General features: G+C 71.5%; 23 protein-coding genes. 6 read left to right on the forward strand and 17 right to left on the reverse strand.

Features of this window, described 5'->3' with window-relative positions:
* Positions 1 to 2 precede the first annotated feature (2 nt).
* Positions 3 to 347: a hypothetical protein gene (locus tag QTI33_RS23825; RefSeq protein ID WP_286508833.1), complete on the forward strand. Its 345-nt coding sequence runs from the start codon at positions 3 to 5 to the stop codon at positions 345 to 347.
* Here QTI33_RS23825 and QTI33_RS23830 read toward each other — a convergent pair.
* Positions 337 to 1,176, reverse strand: coding sequence for an alpha/beta fold hydrolase (locus tag QTI33_RS23830; RefSeq protein WP_286508834.1), 840 nt, complete (start codon positions 1,174 to 1,176; stop codon positions 337 to 339). The genes QTI33_RS23825 and QTI33_RS23830 overlap by 11 nt on opposite strands.
* Before the next feature lie 119 nt (positions 1,177 to 1,295).
* Between QTI33_RS23830 and QTI33_RS23835 the strand changes: the two genes are divergently transcribed.
* Positions 1,296 to 2,387 (forward strand): GlxA family transcriptional regulator, encoded by a 1,092-nt coding sequence (locus QTI33_RS23835; RefSeq protein ID WP_286508835.1) that lies wholly within the window; start codon positions 1,296 to 1,298, stop codon positions 2,385 to 2,387.
* A 184-nt stretch (positions 2,388 to 2,571) separates the two neighbouring features.
* On the opposite strand, the gene QTI33_RS23840 is transcribed toward QTI33_RS23835, so the two are convergent.
* From QTI33_RS23840 to kdpF, 8 genes are all read right to left on the reverse strand, one after another.
* Complete coding sequence (locus QTI33_RS23840) at positions 2,572 to 3,675, reverse strand: site-specific integrase (RefSeq protein ID WP_286508836.1); 1,104 nt, start codon at positions 3,673 to 3,675, stop codon at positions 2,572 to 2,574.
* A gap of 100 nt (positions 3,676 to 3,775) precedes the next feature.
* Positions 3,776 to 4,123 carry a GFA family protein gene (locus tag QTI33_RS23845; protein WP_286508837.1) on the reverse strand — a complete coding sequence of 116 codons (348 nt, stop codon included), beginning with the start codon at positions 4,121 to 4,123 and terminating at the stop codon, positions 3,776 to 3,778.
* Positions 4,124 to 4,225: 102 nt separating this feature from the next.
* Positions 4,226 to 4,918, reverse strand: a complete 693-nt coding sequence (kdpE, locus tag QTI33_RS23850; RefSeq protein ID WP_286508838.1) for a two-component system response regulator KdpE — start codon at positions 4,916 to 4,918, stop codon at positions 4,226 to 4,228.
* Positions 4,919 to 4,921: 3 nt separating this feature from the next.
* The gene (locus QTI33_RS23855; protein WP_286508839.1) at positions 4,922 to 7,666 is read right to left on the reverse strand and encodes a DUF4118 domain-containing protein; all 2,745 of its coding nucleotides are present in this window, start codon (positions 7,664 to 7,666) and stop codon (positions 4,922 to 4,924) included.
* A gap of 49 nt (positions 7,667 to 7,715) precedes the next feature.
* Positions 7,716 to 8,294, reverse strand: coding sequence for a potassium-transporting ATPase subunit KdpC (gene kdpC, locus QTI33_RS23860; protein WP_286508840.1), 579 nt, complete (start codon positions 8,292 to 8,294; stop codon positions 7,716 to 7,718).
* A 10-nt stretch (positions 8,295 to 8,304) separates the two neighbouring features.
* Entirely contained in the window at positions 8,305 to 10,401 is a 2,097-nt protein-coding gene (kdpB, locus tag QTI33_RS23865) for a potassium-transporting ATPase subunit KdpB (RefSeq protein WP_286508841.1), read from the reverse strand.
* Positions 10,402 to 10,411: 10 nt separating this feature from the next.
* Positions 10,412 to 12,217 (reverse strand): potassium-transporting ATPase subunit KdpA, encoded by a 1,806-nt coding sequence (kdpA, locus tag QTI33_RS23870; RefSeq protein ID WP_286508842.1) that lies wholly within the window; start codon positions 12,215 to 12,217, stop codon positions 10,412 to 10,414.
* On the reverse strand, positions 12,217 to 12,315 hold the full coding sequence (gene kdpF / locus QTI33_RS23875) for a K(+)-transporting ATPase subunit F (protein WP_286508843.1): 99 nt from the start codon (positions 12,313 to 12,315) through the stop codon (positions 12,217 to 12,219). The genes kdpA and kdpF overlap by 1 nt, the downstream gene beginning before the upstream one ends.
* Positions 12,316 to 12,597: 282 nt before the next feature.
* On the opposite strand from kdpF, the gene QTI33_RS23880 reads away from it, so the two are divergent.
* Positions 12,598 to 12,786 carry a DUF2970 domain-containing protein gene (locus QTI33_RS23880; RefSeq protein ID WP_286508844.1) on the forward strand — a complete coding sequence of 63 codons (189 nt, stop codon included), beginning with the start codon at positions 12,598 to 12,600 and terminating at the stop codon, positions 12,784 to 12,786.
* Positions 12,787 to 12,818: 32 nt separating this feature from the next.
* On the opposite strand, the gene QTI33_RS23885 is transcribed toward QTI33_RS23880, so the two are convergent.
* Together QTI33_RS23885 and QTI33_RS23890 are read right to left on the reverse strand one after the other, a co-directional pair.
* Positions 12,819 to 13,346: an Rrf2 family transcriptional regulator gene (locus tag QTI33_RS23885; protein ID WP_286508845.1), complete on the reverse strand. Its 528-nt coding sequence runs from the start codon at positions 13,344 to 13,346 to the stop codon at positions 12,819 to 12,821.
* Positions 13,347 to 13,485: 139 nt separating this feature from the next.
* Positions 13,486 to 13,833 carry a hypothetical protein gene (locus QTI33_RS23890; RefSeq protein ID WP_286508846.1) on the reverse strand — a complete coding sequence of 116 codons (348 nt, stop codon included), beginning with the start codon at positions 13,831 to 13,833 and terminating at the stop codon, positions 13,486 to 13,488.
* 109 nt (positions 13,834 to 13,942) lie between these two features.
* Here QTI33_RS23890 and QTI33_RS23895 point away from each other — a divergent pair, with 109 nt between their 5' ends.
* Genes QTI33_RS23895 through QTI33_RS23905 form a run of 3 tightly spaced genes read left to right on the forward strand, consistent with a single transcriptional unit; the run spans position 13,943 to position 16,069 of the window.
* The gene (locus QTI33_RS23895) at positions 13,943 to 14,836 is read left to right on the forward strand and encodes an SPFH domain-containing protein (RefSeq protein WP_286508847.1); all 894 of its coding nucleotides are present in this window, start codon (positions 13,943 to 13,945) and stop codon (positions 14,834 to 14,836) included.
* A 52-nt stretch (positions 14,837 to 14,888) separates the two neighbouring features.
* Positions 14,889 to 15,050 (forward strand): type II toxin-antitoxin system antitoxin, encoded by a 162-nt coding sequence (locus QTI33_RS23900; RefSeq protein ID WP_286508848.1) that lies wholly within the window; start codon positions 14,889 to 14,891, stop codon positions 15,048 to 15,050.
* Complete coding sequence (locus QTI33_RS23905) at positions 15,047 to 16,069, forward strand: serine hydrolase domain-containing protein (protein WP_286508849.1); 1,023 nt, start codon at positions 15,047 to 15,049, stop codon at positions 16,067 to 16,069. The genes QTI33_RS23900 and QTI33_RS23905 overlap by 4 nt, the downstream gene beginning before the upstream one ends.
* Here QTI33_RS23905 and QTI33_RS23910 read toward each other — a convergent pair.
* From QTI33_RS23910 to QTI33_RS23935, 6 genes are all read right to left on the reverse strand, one after another.
* Positions 16,066 to 16,578: a hypothetical protein gene (locus tag QTI33_RS23910; RefSeq protein ID WP_286508850.1), complete on the reverse strand. Its 513-nt coding sequence runs from the start codon at positions 16,576 to 16,578 to the stop codon at positions 16,066 to 16,068. The genes QTI33_RS23905 and QTI33_RS23910 overlap by 4 nt on opposite strands.
* A 92-nt stretch (positions 16,579 to 16,670) precedes the next feature.
* Positions 16,671 to 16,877 (reverse strand): hypothetical protein, encoded by a 207-nt coding sequence (locus tag QTI33_RS23915; RefSeq protein ID WP_286508851.1) that lies wholly within the window; start codon positions 16,875 to 16,877, stop codon positions 16,671 to 16,673.
* A 21-nt stretch (positions 16,878 to 16,898) separates the two neighbouring features.
* Complete coding sequence (locus QTI33_RS23920; RefSeq protein WP_286508852.1) at positions 16,899 to 17,276, reverse strand: VOC family protein; 378 nt, start codon at positions 17,274 to 17,276, stop codon at positions 16,899 to 16,901.
* 25 nt (positions 17,277 to 17,301) lie between these two features.
* Positions 17,302 to 18,777, reverse strand: coding sequence for an SRPBCC family protein (locus tag QTI33_RS23925; RefSeq protein WP_286508853.1), 1,476 nt, complete (start codon positions 18,775 to 18,777; stop codon positions 17,302 to 17,304).
* Between the two features lie 8 nt (positions 18,778 to 18,785).
* Positions 18,786 to 19,223: an SRPBCC family protein gene (locus tag QTI33_RS23930; RefSeq protein WP_286508854.1), complete on the reverse strand. Its 438-nt coding sequence runs from the start codon at positions 19,221 to 19,223 to the stop codon at positions 18,786 to 18,788.
* 3 nt (positions 19,224 to 19,226) lie between these two features.
* Positions 19,227 to 20,915, reverse strand: coding sequence for a flotillin family protein (locus QTI33_RS23935; RefSeq protein ID WP_286508855.1), 1,689 nt, complete (start codon positions 20,913 to 20,915; stop codon positions 19,227 to 19,229).
* Between the last annotated feature and the right edge of the window lie 14 nt (positions 20,916 to 20,929).

The raw sequence follows: 20,929 nt of genomic DNA on the forward strand, positions 1-20,929 counted from the left end.
GCATGCGGATGCGCCCCGGTGCGGCCGGACGCTCGCTGCTGGCCGGCGCCGTCCTGGCCTGCGGCGCGTGCTGGGCGGCCGATCCCGCGACCCCGCCCCCCATGCCCTCCGCACCGGCGCCGCCACCACCGCCCGAGCCCAAGGTGGGACCCGCCGGCGGCACCATCGGCCGGTCGATGTCCGACAGCCCCGGCGGCTTGCTGCGCTCCGAGACGATGCGCTCCGGCGCGACCGCCAACATCGAGCGGCGCGCGGCGCCCGCGGCCAAGGCCAAGGCGAGGGCGGCGGACCCGACCGAGCCGGCCGACACGCCGCCCCGCAGCGACCCGCCGCGGGTCAGGCCTTGATGAACGCCAGCAGGTCGGCGTTGATCGTCTCGGCGTGCGTGGTGGGCATGCCGTGGGGCAGCCCGGGGTAGCTCTTGAGCGTCCCGTGCTTCAGGAACTTGACCGATTCGGCACCGGTGGTCGGGAAGGGGCAGATCTGGTCGTCCTCGCCGTGCATCACCAGGACCGGCACCTCGATCGCCCGGAGATCGTCGTAGAACTCGGTTTCGGAGAGCACCCGGATGCACTCGTACTGGGCCTGGATGCTGCCCATCATGCCCTGGCGCCACCAGTTCTCCCGGATGCCCTCGGAGATCGTCGCGCCCGGCCGGTTGAAGCCGTAGAACGGCATCGTGATGTCCTTGTAGAACTGGGAACGGTGGTTCGCCGTGCCGTCGCGGATGCCGTCGACCACCTCCTTCGGGACGCCGTGGGGGTTCTTCTCCGACTTCATGAAGAGCGGGGCAATCGCGCTGATCAGGACCGCCTTCGCGACCCTCCCCTGGCCGAACCGGGCGACGTAGCGCGTCACCTCGCCGCCCCCGGTGGAGTGGCCGATGTGGACCGCGTTGCGCAGGTCGAGCGCCTGGGTCACCGCGGCCACGTCGGCGGCATAGGTGTCCATGTCGTGGCCGCTGGCCGTCTGCGTCGAACGGCCGTGGCCTCGCCTGTCATGGGCAATCACGCGGTAGCCGCGGGCCAGGAAGAACATCATCTGTGCGTCCCAGTCGTCGGCCGACAGCGGCCAGCCGTGATGGAAGAACAGCGGCTGGCCGGTGCCCCAGTCCTTGTAGAAGATCTCGGTGCCGTCGGCGGTGGTGACGTAGGAACCTCGCGCTTGCTGAGCCATCTCGCAGTCCTTTCGGTGGGCGTTCAAAAATGGGGTGCAGGTCGCTAAGATCCGGCGACCTGCCGACCCAGCGTAGGGGCAGCCGGTGTGCTCGACAACGGACGGATCGGACAAAAAGCATGGCTGAATCGGCAATCGCGCCCCTCGCGCAACTGGAAATCGGCCTGGCGTGCGACGCCGGCAGCTCTCCCGCCGGCATCCACGGGCTGGGCGATCTGTTCCGGTACGCGAGCGAGTTCGCGGCGCGGCAGCGTCCCGGGGCGGGCGCGGCGCCGGTACGCCTCACGCATTGGCTGGCCGACGACGCCGATGGCGAGGTGCGCTGCATCCACGACAGCTGCCCGGGCACCCCGCACGCCCCCGCCGTGCTGGTGATCCCGGGCAACGAGCGGGCCACCCGGCAGACGAAGGCGGACGACCCGCTGGCGTCCTGGCTGCGCCGGCAGCACGCCCAAGGCGTCGTGCTCGCGGCGGTCTGCGGCGGGGTCTTCATCCTGGCGCGGACCGGCCTGCTGGCCGGCCGCCAGGCGACCACCCACTGGGCGTTCAGCGAGCAGTTCGCGCACCAGTTTCCCGACGTGCTGACCGAGAGCGACCGCATGGTCATCGACTATGGCGACGTGGTGACCGCCGGCGGCGTGCTCGCCTGGGCGGATCTCGGGCTCCGGCTGGTGGAGCGCTTCCTCGGCCCGGCGGTCATGATGGCGACCGCGCGCTACATGCTCGTCGACCCGCCCGGGCGGGAGCAGCGCTTCTACAGCGACTTCCATCCGCGCACCGCGCACGGCGACGGCGCAGTGCTCAAGGCCCAGCTCTGGCTCGCCTCCCAGCGGGAGCAGGCCGTGAGCGTGGCGGACATCGCGCGCTACGCCTGCCTCGAGCCGAGGACGCTGCTGCGCCGCTTCCTCCGGGCCACGGGCATGCGGCCCAGCGAGTACCAGCAGAACCTTCGGATCAGCCGGGCCCGGGAACTGCTGGAATTCTCGCGGCGCAGCATCAGCGAGATCGCATCGGCCGTCGGCTATGACGACGTCGGGGGCTTTCGCCGCGTGTTCCAGCGGACCACGGGTCTGTCGCCGTCCGACTATCGCCGGCGCTTCCGCCTGAACGTCGAAGTGTCGCGCGGGCCGGACGCGCCCTCGGGTCGGCCGGCGAGGGCGCGGCCTCGGTCGGCGGCCGTCCCCTGCGGCGGCGGACACCCCGCTGCTTGATGGCCCCCGGTTTGCAAGACGCGGCCGCGTCCGACAGAAAGACGCCGCGCGCCGGACCATATTTCAGCCAGGTTCTCCGGTGCGCCTCTCACGTAGGCAACGCAGCCTCTCGCAGGCAAACGCAGCACCCCGCGAGAACCCGGGCCCGGCGGGGCGACCCGCCGGGCTTCTTCGTTTCCGGCGCCTAGGAAGCCGACTCCGGCACCGGCTGCACCTTGTCGCGGATGGCCCGCGCGGTGAAGGTCGTCTTCATGCCGAGCTGGTCGGAGACCTCGGCATCGTTCATGCCGCGCGCGATCAGCCGCGCGGCATAGGCGTTGCGCACGAACTGCGGGCCATGGAAGGCGGCCTCGTGGCCCAGCGATTCGAGGGTGCGCTTGACGCAACTGGTCACGACCCGCTCGGCCAGGTCGGGCGCCACCGGGCTGCAGGCGGCGCCGAGCCCGCCGCCGACCAGCTCGGCCGACTGCACCATGTCGGCCTGCCCGAGGAACAGGCGGTTGGAGTTGCGCGCGTTCTCTTCGCGCTCGCGCCGGGTCCGCACCACCCGCAGCGTGCTCCGGGTGGCCAGCCAGCGCTGCAGCGCCTTCGCCAGGGGGGCGCGGCCGACCAGCACGCGCGCCTCGACCTGGCGGTGCCCGGGGGCGCGGACCACGACGCTGCCGTCGGGCCGCAGCGTGATGTTGCGCGGGATCAGCTTGCAGACTTCGGACAGCTTGAGGCCGCACTCCGCCACCACCAGGCGCAGGGCCAGGTTGCGCGCCGGCGTCCAGCCGTCGGGCAACTGGGCTGATTCCTCCTCGAACAGTCGCGCGGCCATCCGCTCGTAGGACGCCAGGAAGCTGGTGCCGGGCGGCAGCGGAGGGTCGGTGGCGAAGCGGGTCTCGGGCTGGCGCCGCTTGTGTTCGAGCACCACGGAGGCGGGGTTCGCCGCCACGATGCCGATGGCTTGCAGGTGCGTGAACACGCGATGGATCTCGGCCAGGTAGGTGCGCATGGTGCGCACGCTGGCGGGCGCATCGGAACGGCCGCGCAAGCTGTCCAGGAACGTTTCGACATGGGCCTGGCTGACCTCGTCGAGCCGCAGCGAGCGCCCTGCCAGCCAGCGGCAGAACTTGCCCCAGAACGACTGGTAGAGCTTGTTGCTGTGCGCGGTGTAGAGCGGCGCGTCGTCGCTGCCGGCGTCTTTCTTCCAGCTCAGCGTCGCGCGCCACTGGCGGTGGGCTTCGAGCGGGTTCTGGAGCCAGGGCAGGGGCGCTTGGCGGGAGACGGCGATGGTGTGGGGCATGGTTGGAGCGGCAGCATACCGAGCGCCGGCCGCGCTGTCCATTGCGCGGTATATCATGAAAAAGCTCCGTACCGGGCGCCGCTGCCGCCACGCGCGGGGCTCACATCGACCGGCCGTCGTGCTGCGAAACGGGGATCGCCTGCAGGTCGATGCCCTCGATGCAGCGGATGTTGATGGCCGCCATCGCCTCGCCCGTGGGTGCCGTGCCTTCGCCGTACGGATGGATGCCGCAGGTCGGGCAGAAGCGGTGCCGGATCAGGTGCTTGTTGAAGAGGTAGGTGCGGGCGTTGTCGTCGGGCGTGAGCAGCCGCAACGCGCTGTGCGGGACGAACCACAGCAGCGAACCCCTGCGCTGGCAGATCGAGCAGTTGCATGCCATTGCCGACGAGAGTTCTCCCTCGACTTCGAATCTGACCTGGCCGCAGTGGCAGCTTCCCTGGTATTTCATCTGGGGTCTCCGGTGGAGGGGCCTCCGCTTGGGCTGTTTCAGTGAACCAAAGAGTTCAGTATCACCGGGCGGCATCGCCGTGTCAAGCGCGGCGCTGCGCCTTCACACCACGAGCCGGTACCCCACCGCGATCTCGGTGATCAGGTGCTTCGGCTGCGCGGGGTCGCGCTCCAGCTTCTGCCGCAGGTGCCCCATGTAGATCCGCAGGTAGTGGCTCTGCTCGCCATGCGACGGCCCCCACACCTCGCGCAGCAACTGGCGCTGGGTCAGCACCCGCCCCGCATTGGCCACCAGCACCGTCAGCAGACGGTACTCGGTCGGCGTCAGGTGCACCTCGGCGCCGGCCCGCCGCACCAGCCGGGCACTGCGATCGATCTCGACCTCGCCGAAGCGGAACACGGCCTCGGGCTCCTCGCCCCCTGCTGCCGCCCGCGGCCGGCGCAGGTTGGCGCGCACCCGGGCCAGCAGTTCGCCGGTGCCGAAGGGCTTGGTGAGGTAGTCGTCGGCGCCCGCGTCGAGGGCGGCGATCTTGTCGGCCTCGTCGGTGCGCGCCGAGAGCACGATGATCGGCACCGCCGACCAGCCGCGCACGTCACGGATCAATGAGACGCCGTCGCCGTCGGGCAGGCCGAGGTCCAGCACCAGCAGGTCGGGCTGCCGGGTGCCGGCGGCCGCCAGGCCATCGCGCAAGGTGCCGGCCTCGTGCACCTGCCAGCCCTCGGCCTCGAGGGCGCCGCGCACGAAGCGGCGGATCTGCGGCTCGTCCTCGATCACGATGGCAACGGGCGTGGGCATGGTTCAGGCGGGAAGTTCGATCGGATCGGGCGGCGCGCGGCGCGGCAGCGTGACCGTGAATTCTGCCCCGCCGCCGACCGCGTTGGCGGCCTCGATCTCGCCGCCGTGGGCGTTGACCACCGCCTTGCAGATCGCCAGCCCGAGCCCGACCCCCGGCGTCGCCGATTCGGCCTGGCCGCGCGTGAACTTGTCGAACAGGGTGGCCTCCCGACCCTCCAAGCCGGGGGGCAGGCCGGCTCCGTGGTCGCGCACCCGCAGCACCAGCGCCCGCTCGGTCGCCTGCGCCCCGACCTCGATCGGCGCCGCGCCGTACTTGGCCGCGTTCTCCAGCAGGTTGACCAGCACGCGCTCGATCAGCACCGCGTCGAATTCGACCAGCGGCAGGTCCACCGGCAGCGCCGTCTGCACCGGCAGGTCGCCGAGCGCCGGCCGAGCCGAACGGATCGCCGACCCCACCACCTCCTCGACCGACTGCCAGTCCCGGCGCAGGTTGACGGCGCCGCCGGCGATGCCGCTTTCGAGCCGCGCCATGTCCAGCAGGTTGCTGACCAGCGCATGCAGCTGGTGCGCCTGGGCCACGATGGCCCGGGCCGCCGCCTGCCGCGCCTCCGCGCCCTCGGGCAGCGTCTGCAGCGATTCGGCCAGCGCGATGAGGGCGGTCAGCGGGGTGCGGACGTCGTGCGAGATCGCTCCCAGCAGCGCATTGCGCAGGCGCTCCGACTCGATCTCGACCACCGCCTGCTGCGCCACCTCCACGTAGTGCACCCGCTCCAGCGCGATCGCGATCTGGCGCGCCAGCGTGTCGAGCTGCTGGGCCTGCTCGGGAATCAGCAGCCAGCGCGGCTGCGCCGGCGCCAGCGCGAGCACGCCGCGCACCCGCATCGGGGCCTGCAGCGGCACATAGTGCCAGGGCTGGGCGGCCAGCGTGGCGGTGCCCAGCCCGGCCGGCTGGCCGTGCCGGAAACTCCAGTCGGCCACGCTGGCATCGAAGCCCGTCGGGGCCGGCTCGGGCATCGTCAGCCGATCGCCGGCGTCGGTCACCAGCACCACCGCCCGGCCGCCGAAATGGCCCTGCACCGCGGCCGCGCCGAGCGTGACCACCTGCGCGCTCTCGAGCGCCGCCGACAGCTCGCGGGTGAGCTCGAACAGCGAGCGCGCGCGCCGCTCGCGGCTGGTCGACACGCCGGCCGCGAAGCGCAAGCCTGCGGTCAGCTGGCCCACCAGCAGCCCGACCACCAGCATGACGCCGAAGGTCACGAGGTACTGCACGTCGCTGACCGCCAGCGACAGGCGCGGCGAGACGAAGAAGAAGTCGAAAGCCGCCACGTTGAGCAGCGCCGACAGGGCGGCCGGCCCGCGGCCGAAGCGCACCGCCACGCCCACGACGCCGAGCAGGAACAGCATGACGATGTTGGTCAGTTCCAGCACGTTGGCCAGCGGCGTGGCCAGCAGCGTGATGGCGGCGCCGACCAGCACCGTCCAGGCGTAGCCCGGCCAGCGCGCCCGCGCCGCGCCGGTCTCTTCGTGCGGCTCGCCGTCGCCGCGCGCGGCCGGCCGCAGCTTCGCCAGGCGGCGCGAACTGTGGACGGGCGCGACTTCGACGATGTCGACGGCCGGCGCGTGGCGAGCGAGTTCGCGCACCAGCAGCGTCCCCGGCCACCAGCGGGCCCAGCCCCGGGCCGGCTCGGCGCGGCCGACCACCAGCGTGGCGCAGTTGAGCCGCTGCGCCTGCGCCGCCAGCGCCTGCGCGATGTCGACGCCGGTCAGCACCGCGGTCTGCGCGCCGAGCTCCTCGGCCAGCTTGAGCACGGCCAGGATGCGGTCGCGCTCGGCGGCGGCCAGGCGCTGCAGCCGGGGCGTCTCCACATAGGCCGCGTGCCAGCGCACGTTGAGCTGGCCGGCCAGCCGGGCGGCGGTGCGCACGGTCTGTCCCGCGCCTTCGTGCGGGCCGACGCAGGCGAGGATGGCGCCCGAGGTGTTCCAGGCCGGCGGCCCCGCGTCGCCCTGCGGGCCCGACTGCTCGACCCGCCAGCCGCGCACGTCGTCCTCCACATGTTCGGCGGTGCGCCGCAGGGCGATCTCGCGCAGCGCGATGAGGTTGCCCTTGCGGAAGAAGTTCTGCGCCGCGCGCTCGGCCTGCTGCGGCAGGTAGACCTTGCCGGCGGCCAGCCGCGCCGTGAGCTCGTCCGGCGTGACGTCGACCAGCACCACCTCGTCGGCATCGTCGAGCACGCTGTCGGGCACGGTCTCCTGCACCCGCACGCCGGTGATGGCGCCCACGGTGCCGTTCAGGCTCTCCAGGTGCTGCACGTTGAGCGCCGACCAGACCTCGATGCCGGCGGCGAGCAGCTCCTGCACGTCCTGCCAGCGCTTGGCATGGCGCGAGCCGGGCGCGTTGGTGTGCGCCAGTTCGTCGACCAGCAGCAGCGCCGGCTGACGCGCCAGCGCGGCGTCGAGGTCGAACTCGCCGAGCGTGCGGCCGCGGTAGGCGACTTCGCGCAGGGGCAGCGATTCGAGCCCGGCCAGCAGGGCCGCGGTTTCGCTGCGGCCGTGGGTCTCGACCACGCCGACCAGCAGGTCGCGCCCGGCGGCGCGTTCGCGCTGCGCGGCGCTCAGCATGGCCCAGGTCTTGCCGACACCGGCGCTGGCGCCGAAGTAGATGCGCAGCCGGCCGCGCCTTGCGCGCTGCGCGTCCGCGCGCAACTGGGCGATCAGGGCATCGGGGTCGGGGCGGGTGTCGTCGATCATGGAACGGGCAGGGGGCCGAAGGTTATCTCATCGGCCGCCGCACCCGCCATCACGGCGCGGGCTGCAGGTCGAGCGCCAGGTTGAGCGCCAGCACGTTCACGCGCGGCTCGCCGAGCAGGCGCCACAGCGGCGCTTCGGTGTGGGCGTCGATCAGGCGCTCGACGGCCTCGAGCGGCAGCTGCCGCTGCCTGGCCACGCGCGGCGCCTGGTAGTGCGCGGCGGCCGGGCTGATGTGCGGGTCGAGCCCGCTCGCCGAGCTCGTCACCAGGTCGACCGGCACCGGCACGCTGTTGCCCGGATCGGCCGCGCGCAGCGCTTCGACGCGCGCCTTGACCGCATCGACCAGCGCCGGATTCAGCGGCCCCTGGTTGGCGCCTCCCGAGGCGGCCGCGTTGTAGGGCATCGGCGCCGTGGCCGACGGCCGGCCCCAGAAGTGGGCGGGGTCGCTGAAGTTCTGGCCGATCAGCGTCGAGCCGATCGGCGCGCCGTCGCGCAGCACCAGGCTGCCGGCCGCCTGGGCCGGGAACACCGCCTGCGCGACGCCGGTCACGGCCAGTGGATAGACGATGCCGGTGAGCGCGCCGAGCAGCGCGAACAGGACCAGCGCGGGACGAAGGATGTTGGCCATGGAGATGCTTTCAGACCAGCCCGGCCGCAACCAGCAGCCAGTCGATGAGCTTGATGCCGATGAAGGGAACGACCAGGCCGCCGAGGCCGTAGATCGCGAGGTTGCGGCGCAGCAGGGCCGCCGCGCCGACCGGGCGGTAGCGCACGCCCTTGAGCGCCAGCGGGATCAGGAACACGATCACCAGCGCATTGAAGATCACCGCCGACAGGATCGCCGACGACGGGCTCGCCAGCCGCATCAGGTTCAGCGCCCCGAGCTGCGGGTAGGTCGACACGAAGATCGCCGGGATGATCGCGAAGTACTTCGCCACGTCGTTGGCGATCGAGAAGGTGGTCAGCGAGCCGCGCGTCATCAAGAGCGCCTTGCCGGTCTCCACCACCTCCAGCAGCTTGGTCGGGTTGGAGTCGAGGTCGACCATGTTGCCGGCCTCCTTGGCGGCCTGGGTGCCGCTGCCCATCGCCACGGCGACGTCGGCCTGCGCCAGCGCCGGGGCGTCGTTGGTGCCGTCGCCGGTCATCGCGACCAGCCGGCCCTCGGCCTGGTAGCGGCGGATCAGCGCCAGCTTGTCCTCGGGCGTGGCCTCGGCCAGGAAGTCGTCGACCCCGGCCTCGGCGGCGATCGCCGCCGCCGTGAGCTTGTTGTCGCCGGTGATCATCACGGTCTTGATGCCCATGCGGCGCAGCTCCGAGAAGCGCTCCTTGATGCCGGTCTTGACGATGTCCTTGAGCTCGACGATCCCGAGCACGCGCGCCCCCTCGGCCACCGCCAGCGGCGTGCTGCCGCGCCGCGCCACCTGGTCGGCGGCCTGCAACAGGGCGCCGGGCACCGTGCCGCCGAGCGCCTCGACATGCCGGCGCACCGCTTCGACCGCGCCCTTGCGCAAGACGATCGCCTCGGCGTCCAGGCTGTCCGGCGCGGCCGGCAGGTTGGCGCCGCTCATGCGGGTCTGCGCCGTGAAGGGAACGAAAGTGGCGCCCTCCACGCCCTTGTCGTCGACGCCGCCGCGACGCGCCAGCTCGACGATGCTGCGCCCTTCAGGCGTCTCGTCGGCCAGCGACGCCAGCACCGCGGCCCGCGCCAACCGGGCTTGCGACACGCCCGGCGCCGTCAGGAAGGCGCTGGCCTGCCGGTTGCCGTGCGTGATGGTGCCGGTCTTGTCGAGCAGCAGCACGTCGACGTCGCCCGCGGCCTCGACCGCGCGGCCCGAGGTGGCGATCACGTTGGCCTGCATCATGCGGCTCATGCCGGCCACGCCGACGGCCGACAGCAGGCCGCCGATGGTGGTCGGGATCAGGCACACCAGCAGCGCCACCAGCGCCGTCAGCGACACCACCGTGCCGGCACCGGCCGCGCCGACGCTGAACTGCGAGAAGGGCAGCAGCGTGGCCGTGACCACCAGGAACACCAGCGTCAGCGCCACCAGCAGGATCGTCAGCGCGATCTCGTTGGGCGTCTTCTGGCGCTTGGCCGCTTCCACCATGCCGATCATGCGGTCGAGGAAGGACTCGCCCGGGTTCACCGCGATGCGCACCACCAGCCAGTCCGACAGCACCCGCGTGCCGCCGGTCACGGCCGAGAAGTCGCCGCCCGACTCGCGCACCACCGGCGCCGATTCGCCGGTGATCGCGCTCTCGTCGACCGAGGCCACGCCCTCGATCACCTCGCCGTCGAGCGGGACCACGTCGCCGGCCTCGACCAGCACCACGTCGCCGCGGCGCAGGTTGGGCGCCTGCTCGGGCAGGAAGGCGGCGCCATGGAAGGGCTGGGTCAGCTTCTTGGCCCAGGTGTCCTTGCGCAGGCCGCGCAGGGAGGCGGCCTGGGCCTTGCTGCGGCCCTCGGCCAGCGCCTCGGCGAAGTTGGCGAACAGCACGGTGAACCAGAGCCAGACCGACACCGCGAGCACGAAGGCCGGCGGCATGCCGCCGTCGCCCTCGAAGCCGAGGGCGTGCAGCCACAGCAGCGTGGTCAGGATGCTGCCGATGTAGACGATGAACATCACCGGATTGCGCCACTGCACCCGCGGGCTGAGCTTGGTGACGGCGGCCCACAGGGCGGGGCGGACCAGCGAGGCGTCGAACATCGACGCGGGAATGGAAGTCTTGATCATGGTCGGGGCCTCACTTCGCCCACAGCATCAGGTGCTCGACCACCGGCCCGAGGGCCAGCGCCGGCACATAGTTCAGGAGTCCCACCAGCAGCACGGTGCCCACCAGCAGGGTGACGAACAGCGGGCCGTGCGTGGGCATCGTTCCGGCCGTGACCGGCAGCCGCTTCTTGGCCGCCAGGGCGCCGGCGATCGCCAGCACCGGCACGATCACCGCGAAGCGGCCGAACCACATCGCCACCGCCAGCAGCGCGTTGTAGAAGGGCGTGTTGGCCGACAGGCCCGCGAAGGCGCTGCCGTTGTTGTTGCCGGCCGAGGTCAGCGCATAGAGGATCTCGGAGAAGCCATGGGCGCCCGGGTTGGCGATGCCGGCCTTGCCGGCGTCGGCGATCACCGCCACCGCGGTGCCCGCCAGCACCAGGATCGGCGTCACCAGGATCGCGATCGAGGTCAGCTTCATCTCGTGCACCTCGATCTTCTTGCCGAGGTACTCCGGCGTGCGGCCGATCATCAGGCCGGCGATGAACACCGCCAGGATCGCGAACACCAGCATGCTGTAGAGCCCGGTGCCGACGCCGCCGAAGACCACCTCGCCGAGCTGCATCAGCACCATCGGCACCATGCCGCCGAGCGGCGTGAAGGCTTCGTGCATGGCGTTCACCGCGCCGCACGAGGCGGCCGTGGTGACGGCGGCGAAGAGGGCCGAGGCGGTGATGCCGAAGCGCAGCTCCTTGCCCTCCATGTTGCCGCCGGCCTGCAGCGCGCTGGCGGCCTGGTCGACGCCGAGGCTGCCGAAGAGCGGGTTGCCCGCCTGCTCGGCCGGGATCACCAGCACCACCGCGGCGACGAACAGCACGGTCATGGCCGCCAGCACCGCCCAGCCCTGGCGCAGGTCGCCCACCACCCGCCCGAAGGCGAAGCACAGCGCGGCCGGAATCAGGAAGATCGCCAGCATCTGGGCCAGGTTGGCGAGCGCCGTCGGGTTCTCGTAGGGATGCGCCGAATTGGCGTTGAAGAAGCCGCCGCCGTTGGTGCCCAACATCTTGATCGCCTCCTGCGAGGCGACCGGGCCCATCGCCAGCGTCTGGGTCGCCGTGCGGGCGTCTTCCAGCACCGGGTTGCCCGCTGCGTCCTTCAGCGGCTGGCCCGCCGGGTCCAGCCTGGGATTCTGGTAGGCGGTGGCCTCGACCGTGGCGACGGTCTTGTAGGCCTCGAAGTTCTGGATCACGCCCTGGGCCGAGAAGAAGAGCGCCAGCACGAAGGACAGCGGCAGCAGCAGCCACAGGGTGATGCGCGTGAGGTCGACCCAGAAGTTGCCGACCACGCCGCGGCCGTCGGTGCTGCGCGCCGCGAAGCCGCGGGCCAGCGCGAAGGCCACCGCGATGCCGGTGGCGGCGGAGAAGAAGTTCTGCACCGTGAGGCCGAGCATCTGCGTCAGGTAGCTCATCGTCGACTCGCCGGCATAGCCTTGCCAGTTGGTGTTCGAGACGAAGCTGACGGCGGTGTTGAACGAGGAGTCCGGCGACACCGCCGCCAGGCCCGCGGGGTCCAGCGGCAGCACGGCCTGCAGCCGCTGCAGGCCGTAGAGCGCCAGCGCGCCGATGGCGTTGAAGCCCAGCAGCGCCAGGGCGTAGGGGCGCCAGTGCATCGGCTGGCCGGGCGAGGTGCCGGCGAGCCGGAACAGCGGCGTTTCGACGCGCTGCATCCAGCGCGGCAGCGCGCCGTTGCACAGCAGCGCCAGGTAGCGGCCGAGCGGCCAGGCCAGCAGGCCCAGCACGGTCAGGAAGAGGGCCAGCAGGCCCCAGGCCGGGGTGTCCATCAGAACTCCTCGGCGCAGATCAGGGCGAAGACCAGGTAGGCGAACAGCGCGATCGCGATCAGCCCGGCGAAGCCGTACAGCACTTCGAGGCCGATCATGAGCGCTCTCCCCTGGGCGCTTCCAGCCGGCCGAGCGCCCACACCAGGGCCGCGGTCGCGGCCCACATCGCCGCCAGGGCGGCTATCCACACGATGTCCATCGATCACTCTCCTGCATACGAATCAGGCAGCCAGTGTCGGAAGACGGGCGTAAAGACGGGGAACAGACTGGGGGAGGGGGCGTAAAGAAAGCGTAAATGCGGCGGCGCCGCCGGATCTGCCACGGTCGAATCGTCGCGATCTGCTTCTTTACCCGGCCACGGCGATGGGCCACAGTGCCCCATGTCCAGGTTTTTTCGCTATCTGCGCGCGGTCCTGTGGGGATTCATCGGCCTGGGCGGCCGGCGGGCCGACGCCGACGAGCGGGTCGACCAGGCCGGCGCGATACCGACCATCGCCATCGCGCTGGTGCTGGCACTGCTGCTGGTGGCCGGCCTGATCGGGCTGGCCAAGTTCGCCGCCGGGACCTGATTCAAGCCTCGGCCCCGGGGCGGCGAAAGGGCTCAGCGCTTGGCCAGCAGCGCGCCCATCGCGAACACCGAGTTCGGCGCATTCACCGGCGGCGACTTGACCCGGCCCGGGACCACCGGCACGCTGGCCTTGCGGGCCGCCCGCACGCCCTTGCTGATCTGCTCGTCGACCAGGCTCTGCAAGGTGATCGACTCCAGGAACTCGACCGCGCGGCGGTTGACCGATTCCCACAGCTCGTCGGTGGTGCAGCGGTGCAGGGCGCCCGGCGCGTCGGGGCGCTGGGCGCGGTTCTTGAGTTCGGTCTCGTCTTCGATCGACAGGATGATTTCGGCCACGCTGATGGCCGAGGCCTGGCGCCCCAGCGAATAGCCGCCGCCGGGCCCGCGGGTCGATTCGACCAGCCCCTGGCGGCGCAGCTTGCCGAACAGCTGCTCGAGATAGGACAACGAGATCCGCTGGCGCTGGTGGATGGAAGACAGGTTGACCGGGCCGGTGCGGCCGTTGAGTGCCACGTCGATCATGGCGGTGACTGCGAAGCGGCCTTTGGTGGTGAGACGCATCGATGATTCTTTCTGAGTGGGGCGCGATGGCGCCGCCGGGGGGGTGCAGGCCGACGTGAGAGACGTCTTGCTGCGGGGTGCTGGCGGGCGAGGGAACGCGGCGGTTCCCCGCGCGCAGCGGGCCTGGGGCGGGGAAGGCCTAGGCGCGGGGTGGCCGCTTCGGGTGCTCGAGGAAGGCCGAGGCACCCAGGGCCGGCGGCGCCGGCGCCGCGGGCTCCGACATCGCCACCGGGACGAAGAGTCCCGAGACGCCGATCAGGATCTCGCTGCAGTCGTGGCGCTGCTCGTCGTTGCCGGGGGATTCGTCCCCGGATTCGCTCGGCATCCCGGCATCGAAGGCCTTCGCCAGCACCGGATCGAGCGTCTGCCCCGCGGCCACGGCGTCGCAGCCGTGCTGGCGCGCACCCGCGTGCCCCTGGGCCGCGGCGGAGAAGCCGAGGCAGCAGAGCACGAAGGCGAGGACAGCGGTGACGAGCCAGCGGGGCATGGGAACGGATTTTAACAATCTGCGGGCGGGGACGGCCGCGTCCGCGAGTCACCGTTGACTTCGCTCCATCTCGATATTAAAGTGATATCACTTTCCTGGAGGAGACCGAATGACCGAAGCCCCCGCCCCTGCGCGCGTCGTCCGCAGCGAACGCCGCTACCAGTCCATCAGCGGCTACGCCATGGCCCTGGCCGCGCTGCTTCTGTTCGGCTTCGGCGCACTGGTGTTCGCCCGCCACCTGGCCCACCCGGCGGTGGGCGTGGTGCTGGTGCTCGCCGGCGCCGCGCTGGTGCCCGGCTTCTACATGCTCAAGCCGAACGAGGGCATCATCTTCACGCTGTTCGGCGAGTACAAGGGCACCGACCGCTCCGAGGGCCTGCGCTGGACCCACCCGCTGCTGAGCGGCCAGAAGATCTCGCTGCGCGCGCGCAACCTCAACACGCCGCCCCTGAAGGTCAACGACAAGCGCGGCAACCCGGTGGAGATCGGCGCCGCGGTGGTCTGGCGCGTGCACGACACGGCCCAGGCGGTGTTCGAGATCGACGACTACACCAAGTTCGTCAGCATCCAGGCCGAGGCGGCGATCCGCCACCTGGCCACGCTCTATGCCTACGACAGCGGCGAGGATCTCGAAGGCGACGAGACCACGCTGCGGGCCGGCCTCGACGTGGTGGCGGATGCCCTCAAGGCCGAACTCAACCAGCGCTTCGCCAGCGCCGGGGTCGAGGTGCTCGATGCCAAGCTCACCCACCTGGCCTACGCGCCCGAGATCGCCCAGGTGATGCTGCGGCGCCAGCAGGCCACGGCCATCGTCAGCGCCCGGCACCAGATCGTGGCAGGCGCGGTGGGCATGGTCGAGGCGGCGCTCAAGGGCCTGTCCGAACGCAACCTCGTGACCCTGGACGACGAGCGCAAGGCGGCGATGGTGTCGAACCTGCTGGTGGTGCTGTGCTCGGACAACGACGCCCAACCCGTGATCAACACCGGCACGCTGTACACCTGAGCCGCAGCGGCGCGTTCGTCCGATGGCCAGCCCAGGCAAGAAGTCCTTTCCATTGCGCATCGATCCCGTGTTGTGGGCCGAGATCGAGCGGCTCGCGGCCCGGGAGCTGCGCAGCGCGAATGCGCAGGTCGAGTTCATGCTGCGCGAGGGACTGGAGCGAAGAGGGCACCTGCCGGCCCGCGCTGCGGCCCCCAGGAAAAAGGAGACCCCATGAAGCGCCTCGCACGCCTGCTCCGGCTCGGCTGGCTGCCGATGCTGGCCCTGCTCGCGCCGGCCTTGTGCGCCGCCCAGTTGCGCGCTGCCTCGCCCGCCGAGCAGGCGCTGGACGCCGAAGCCTTCCAGGGCATGGACCAGGCCATCGCCGAGCGCCTGCCGGACGTGCAGGCGGCGGTCGTGCTGCTGAAGGGGCGCGTCGTCTATGCCTATCACCGCGACGGCCGTCCCGACACCCTGCACGACGTGCAGTCGGTGGCCAAGAGCGCCCTGTCGGCGCTGGTCGGGATCGCGCTGGGGCAGGGCCTCCTCGCGAGCCTGGACCAGCCGGTGCTGGCGCTGATGCCCGAATGGGCCGCGCTGAACCCCGATCCGCGCGCTGCCGAGATCACGCTGCGCCACCTGCTCACCATGACGGCAGGCTTCGCCATCGACGACCCGACGGGCACGGCGGCGCCCGGCCGGCCGCAGGGCGCCTGGGCCCGCCCGCTCGGCAGCGCCCCCGGCCAGCGCTTCGCCTACGACAACGCCCTGGTCCCCGTGCTGGCGGCGGTGCTCGAAAAAGCGACCGGTATGCCGCTGGCCGACTATGCCCGGCGCGAACTCGTGGCGCCGCTCGCGATGCAGGAGCCCTCGTACCGGCGCGGCCTGCACCTGCGCACCGAAGACATGGCCCGGCTCGGCCAGCTGTTCCTGCAGAAGGGCGCCTGGAATGGCAAGGTGCTGGTGCCCGAGCCCTACGTCATGGCCGCCACCCAGCCGCAGAACGCGGGCGGCCCGCCGGCGTCGATGCCCTACGGCTACCTGTGGTGGGTGCTGCCGACCGAGGCGCCGCGGCGCACCTTCATGGCCAGCGGCTATGGTGGCCAGGCGATCTGGGTCCATCCGCCGCTGGACCTGGTGATCGCGACCAGCGCGACCGCCTCCGTCGAAAGCCAGCGCCGGGGCCAGGCAGTGCAGCTGCTGCGCACCCGCCTGTTCGCCGCCGCGCAGAAGCGCTCCGCGGCGGTCGAGCGCTAGTTACTGACGCCGCCGGGCAGGCCCGCCGGCGTCGTCCGCTTCGCCAGGCCGCGCAGCTGCAGCACGCAGCCGATCACCAGCAGCACGAAGCACGCGCCCACCGCCTTCTGAAGGCTCGGGTCGTCCGGCCCGCTGAACCAGGGCGCGCCCTGCGGCAGCCGGGTGAAGGTCTCGGTGAGACCGGGGATCATGTGGAAGAACAGGGTGGTCGAGTACGCGACCATCTCGATCGGGCGCGAAGCGCGGCCGAACCTGCCGCCGCCGGCCAGCGCCGCCACCGCCAGCACGAGCAGCGTGAGGATGCCCAGCGCATGCGGGGCGCCGACGCCGCCGTGCCGGAAGATGCCGAAGCCGGTGACGCAGGTCAGCACCGTGGCCCAGACATAGGTGCGGCCGAGTGGATGCCGGGCCGCGATCTCTCCGAAGCGCAGCAGGGAAGCGAGGCCGGCCGCCAGGGCCACCAGGCTGATGGCGGTGTGGACGAGGCCGAGCGGGGTCAAGCCGAACATGGGGACTCCTTCGATGGGGTGGCGATTGCGCCGCCCGCATCATCCCGGTTTCGAGGTCTTTTGTCGCGCCCCGCGTGCGGGCGCGGCCGCGCTCAGCGATCGCAGACGAACAGCACGCCGCTTTCCGCCGGCGCCTTGCCGACCACCCGCAGGGTCGTGCGGTCCTTCTGGCAGTACGCGGCCGCCTCGGCGGTGGTGGTGGCTCGGAGCACGCCGTCGCGCGTGCGGACGACTTCGTGGGACGGTGCGCCGCAGCCGGCGAGCGCGATGGCGAGGGTCAGGAGAAGGAGCCGGTTCATGAGCCGGACTTTAGCGCACGCCTAAGGCGTCTCCGACGGATCGAAATCCAGCTCCACCTTGGCCCCGCTCGGGTCGTGGCAGAACAGCTGCCAGGTGCCCGCGCCGGCCTGCTGGCGCAGGTCGTACTTGACGCCGGCCTGGTCGAAGCGGGCCTTGACCGCACGCAGGTCCTGCGCCGTGAACGCCATGTGGTCGATGACGCCGGTGCGCTGCGCCGGCACCGGCCGGCCGAAGTACAGGTGCAGCACCGCCTGCGGTCCGCTGCCGTAGAGCCAGGCCCCCGGAAAGCCCAGGTCCGGCCGGTGGCCGACGCGCAGCCCGAGCAGGCCGGTGTAGAAGGCCAGCGTCTTCTGCTCGTCCTCCGCGGTCACGGTGAAATGGTTCATGCCGACGATCATGTCGTTGACTCCTTGGTTCGAGCGTTCAGGGCAGCAGCACCAGCGCACCGATGCTGGCGCGTGATTCAAGACGGGCGTGCGCCTCGGCGGCTGCGTCGAGCGCAAAGCGCTCGATCGGCGGCAGGCGGATCGCGCCGTCGGCGAGCGCCTGCCAGACCCGCTGCGCGCGCTCGGCGAGCTGGGCCTGGGTGGCGACATAGTCGAACACCACGGGGCGCGAGAAGCTCAGCGACTTGGCCACCAGCGCGTCCGGCGCGAGCGGCGCCAGCGGCCCGCTGGCCTGGCCGAGGCTGATCCAGTGGCCGCGGCGCGCCAGGGCTGCCAGGTTCTCGTCGCGGGCGGCGTCGCCCAGGCCGTCGATCACCACGTCGGCGCCGCCGCAGACGCGCTGCACCGCCTCCGCGAAGCGGTAGTCGCGGGTCACGATCACGTGCTCGCAGCCGTGCGCGCGCGCCACCCGGGCCTTGTCCTCGCTCGACACCGTGCCGATCACGACGGCGCCCAGGCGCCGCGCCCAGGCGCAGACCAGCAGGCCGACGCCGCCGGCCGCGGCGTGCACCAGCAGCCGGGTGCCGCGCTGCACATGACCCAGGTCATGCAGCAGGTAGTCGGCCGTGATGCCCTTGAGCAGCAGCGCAGCGGCCGTCTCGTCCTCGATCTCCGGCGGCAGCCGCACCACCCAGTCGGCCGGCACGCTGCGCACGCCGCAGTAGGCGCCCGGCACCGGTCCGAGGTAGGCGACGCGGTCGCCGGGCAGCAAGCCCGAGACCTGCGGGCCCACATCGAGCACGCCGCCCGCGGCCTCCATGCCCGGGACGCCCGGCGCACCCTCGGACACAGGGAACATCGAAGGCACCCAGCCGCGCCGCAGGTAGATATCGATGAAATTGACGCCCACCGCCCGCTGCCGGATGCGCACTTCGCCGGCACCGGGCGCCGCGGCCTCGGCGTTCTGTGGCCACAGCACCTCCGGGCCGCCATACCGCGCGACGGCGATGCGGCGGCTGGGCAGCGGCAGCGCCGTCGGCATCGGGCCGGCACCGGGCGAGCGCTGGTCCGCGCCGCCGCGCAGGTAGCGCCGCAGGTCCTCGAAGCCGGTCTCGTAGACACCCTGAGCCACGGTGTCGCGCAGTTCGCGCTCCATGCCCGGCGGCGTCGCGAAGCTCGACGTCCAGTGCCAGAAGGTCCGGTCACCGTCGGTCACGGGCTTCAGCGTCACTGTCGCCACGTAGCGCTGCAGCGGCAGGCTGGCCTCGACGATGCAGTAGGTGCTCTGGTGCTCGCGGTCGGACAGGGTCAGCAGCTGTTCGCGGATGTGGTGGCCGTCCTTCAGGGTGAAGTTGCGCACGCAGCCGACCTGGTCGCTGCGCTCGCCGCCCTCGATGTGGCTGGAAGCGATCGCGCTGTGCCACTGGTCATGGCTGTTGAAGTCGCGCAGCACGGCCCAGACGCGTTCGATCGGCGCATCGATGATGGCGGAGCGGACGACCTTCTGCAGCATGGCACGTGTCAGCGCAGCGAGCGCCGCTTCAGGGCATCGAAGCCGGCCTGGAACACGCCCTGGCCGATCGATTGCGTCAGCTCGCCTTCGCGGCCGGGGTCGCAGTCGAACTCGGCGCTCCACTCGGCAAAGCAGCGCCCGCCGTCGGTCACCGGCGTGAGCTTGAGGGTGGCGGTGTAGTTGGCCACGCCCATCGGGCTTTCGAGGATCTCGTAGGTGCAGCTGTAGTCGTAGTCCGAGAGCGCCAGCAGCCGCTCGCGGATCATGCCGCCGTCCTTCAGGTGGAAGTGCCGGATGCAGCCGACGCGGTCGGCCGGCTGGCCGTTCTCGATCCGGCTGTCGGCGATGGCCGGATGCCATTGCGGCAGGCCGTTGAAGTCGCGCAAGCGCGTCCAGACGCTGTCGGCGCCGGCATCGATCACGCTGGACACATAGACGTTGACCATGCGCTATTCCTTCGGTGCGGCCGAGGGCAGGGCGGCATGGGCGCCGCTGGCATCGCCGACCAGGCGCTGGATGTCGCCGCCCTCGATGCCGATCTCGCGCAGCAGCTGGTCGACCAGCGGCGCCTGGGCCCGGAAGCGCAGCGCCGAGTTGACCAGCCCGTCGGCGAAGCCGCCGCCCTCGCCATTGCGCCCGCCGTCGCCCGACGAACCACCGAGTCCGTCCACATGCAGGATCTTGATGCCCTCGATGCGCTCCAGCGGCCGCACCGATTCGCGGATGATCGCCTCGGCCTTCTCGACCAGCTTCATGCGCAGCGCCGACATCCGCGCCTCGGGCGACAGCATGTTGTGCGACTCGTTCATCATGCGCGCCGCCTCGGCCTCGATCTCGGCGCGCACCCGCATCGCCATCGAACGGATCTTGTCGGCGTCGGCATCGGCCTCGGCCTGGGCCCGCACCGCGGCGCCGCGGGCGGCGCTGGCATCGCTCTCGGCCTGCGCCGCGGAGGTCAGGCGCAGCGCATCGCGCTCGGCCACCTGCTGGGCGCCGATCAGGTCGATGGCCTTCTTGCGCTCGGCCATTTCGACCTCGCGCGCGGTGAACACCTTTTCTTCGGCCGACACCGCCAGCGCGCGGGCGACCTCGGCCTCGGCCTGGGCCTCGCTCTGGGCCTTGCTCTCGCGCGCGACCGAGATCGCGCGCTGCTGCTCGGCGAGCTCGAGCGACATGCGCCGTTCGATCTCGGCGCCCTGGATCGCGCGCTCCTTGCCGATGCGGTCTTCCTCCAGCGTCTGCTCGGAGCGGATGCGGGCCTGGTCGATGCTCTGCTTGGCGGCGATCTGCGCCGCTTCGGCGTCCTGCTCGCGCTGGGCCCGCTCGGCCGACACTTCGGCGCGCTGGCGGGCGCGCGCGATCTCCAGCTCGCGCTGCTGCGCCAGGCGCGCATGCTCGCCCTCGCGGTCGATGTCCAGCGACAGCTTCTCGGCTTCGAGGTTCTTGTTGCGGATGGCGATCAGCGTGTCCTGCTCGACGTCGTTGCGCTGCTTCTTGCGGTGCTCGATCTGCTCGGTCAGCCGGGTCAGGCCCTCGGCGTCGAAGGCATTGCTCGGGTTGAAGAACTCCATGCCGGTCTGGTCGAGCTGGGTCAGCGAGGCGGCTTCGAGTTCGAGGCCGTTCTTGGTCAGGTCTTCGGCGACCGCATCGCGCACCCGCTTGACGTAGGCGCCGCGCCGTTCGTGCAGTTCTTCCATCGTCATCTCGGCGGCCGCCGTGCGCAGGGCGTCGACGAACTTGCCTTCGACCAGTTCGCGCAACTGGTCGGGCTCCAACGTGCGCAGGCCGAGTGTCTGCGCCGCGGCCGCCACCGCCTCCTCGCTGGTCGCCACCCGGACATAGAACTCGGCCATCACGTCGACCCGCATCCGGTCCTTGGTGATCAGCGCCTTGTCGCGGCCGCGGCTGACCTCCAGGCGCAGCGTGTTCATGTTGACCGGGATCACGTCGTGCACGATCGGCAGCACGAAGGCGCCGCCGCCCAGCACCACCTTCTGGCCGCCGAGGCCGGTGCGCACGAAGGACCGTTCCTTGGAGCTGCGCAGGTAGAGCCAGTGCAGCAGCCAGACCGCGATCGCCACGACGATCGCGACGACGATCAGCGCGAGGATGAAACTTCCGAATTGAGCGCCTGACATGGATCTGGTCTCCT

It is taken from the genome of Variovorax davisae (assembly GCF_030316845.1).
GTDB lineage: Bacteria > Pseudomonadota > Gammaproteobacteria > Burkholderiales > Burkholderiaceae_C > Variovorax > Variovorax davisae.

Coding starts and splice junctions, on each gene's coding strand:
- QTI33_RS23905 (WP_286508849.1), top strand. CDS start 15,047: ATGAAGCGCCTCGCACGCCTGCTCCGGCTCGGCTGGCTGCCGATGCTG.
- QTI33_RS23880 (WP_286508844.1), top strand. CDS start 12,598: ATGTCCAGGTTTTTTCGCTATCTGCGCGCGGTCCTGTGGGGATTCATC.
- QTI33_RS23920 (WP_286508852.1), bottom strand. CDS start 17,276: ATGATCGTCGGCATGAACCATTTCACCGTGACCGCGGAGGACGAGCAG.
- QTI33_RS23825 (WP_286508833.1), top strand. CDS start 3: ATGCGGATGCGCCCCGGTGCGGCCGGACGCTCGCTGCTGGCCGGCGCC.
- QTI33_RS23855 (WP_286508839.1), bottom strand. CDS start 7,666: ATGATCGACGACACCCGCCCCGACCCCGATGCCCTGATCGCCCAGTTG.
- kdpB (WP_286508841.1), bottom strand. CDS start 10,401: ATGATCAAGACTTCCATTCCCGCGTCGATGTTCGACGCCTCGCTGGTC.
- kdpF (WP_286508843.1), bottom strand. CDS start 12,315: ATGATCGGCCTCGAAGTGCTGTACGGCTTCGCCGGGCTGATCGCGATC.
- QTI33_RS23890 (WP_286508846.1), bottom strand. CDS start 13,833: ATGCCCCGCTGGCTCGTCACCGCTGTCCTCGCCTTCGTGCTCTGCTGC.
- QTI33_RS23925 (WP_286508853.1), bottom strand. CDS start 18,777: ATGCTGCAGAAGGTCGTCCGCTCCGCCATCATCGATGCGCCGATCGAA.
- QTI33_RS23845 (WP_286508837.1), bottom strand. CDS start 4,123: ATGAAATACCAGGGAAGCTGCCACTGCGGCCAGGTCAGATTCGAAGTC.
- QTI33_RS23915 (WP_286508851.1), bottom strand. CDS start 16,877: ATGAACCGGCTCCTTCTCCTGACCCTCGCCATCGCGCTCGCCGGCTGC.
- QTI33_RS23830 (WP_286508834.1), bottom strand. CDS start 1,176: ATGGCTCAGCAAGCGCGAGGTTCCTACGTCACCACCGCCGACGGCACC.
- QTI33_RS23835 (WP_286508835.1), top strand. CDS start 1,296: ATGGCTGAATCGGCAATCGCGCCCCTCGCGCAACTGGAAATCGGCCTG.
- QTI33_RS23910 (WP_286508850.1), bottom strand. CDS start 16,578: ATGTTCGGCTTGACCCCGCTCGGCCTCGTCCACACCGCCATCAGCCTG.
- QTI33_RS23885 (WP_286508845.1), bottom strand. CDS start 13,346: ATGCGTCTCACCACCAAAGGCCGCTTCGCAGTCACCGCCATGATCGAC.
- kdpE (WP_286508838.1), bottom strand. CDS start 4,918: ATGCCCACGCCCGTTGCCATCGTGATCGAGGACGAGCCGCAGATCCGC.
- QTI33_RS23935 (WP_286508855.1), bottom strand. CDS start 20,915: ATGTCAGGCGCTCAATTCGGAAGTTTCATCCTCGCGCTGATCGTCGTC.
- kdpA (WP_286508842.1), bottom strand. CDS start 12,217: ATGGACACCCCGGCCTGGGGCCTGCTGGCCCTCTTCCTGACCGTGCTG.
- kdpC (WP_286508840.1), bottom strand. CDS start 8,294: ATGGCCAACATCCTTCGTCCCGCGCTGGTCCTGTTCGCGCTGCTCGGC.
- QTI33_RS23895 (WP_286508847.1), top strand. CDS start 13,943: ATGACCGAAGCCCCCGCCCCTGCGCGCGTCGTCCGCAGCGAACGCCGC.
- QTI33_RS23930 (WP_286508854.1), bottom strand. CDS start 19,223: ATGGTCAACGTCTATGTGTCCAGCGTGATCGATGCCGGCGCCGACAGC.
- QTI33_RS23840 (WP_286508836.1), bottom strand. CDS start 3,675: ATGCCCCACACCATCGCCGTCTCCCGCCAAGCGCCCCTGCCCTGGCTC.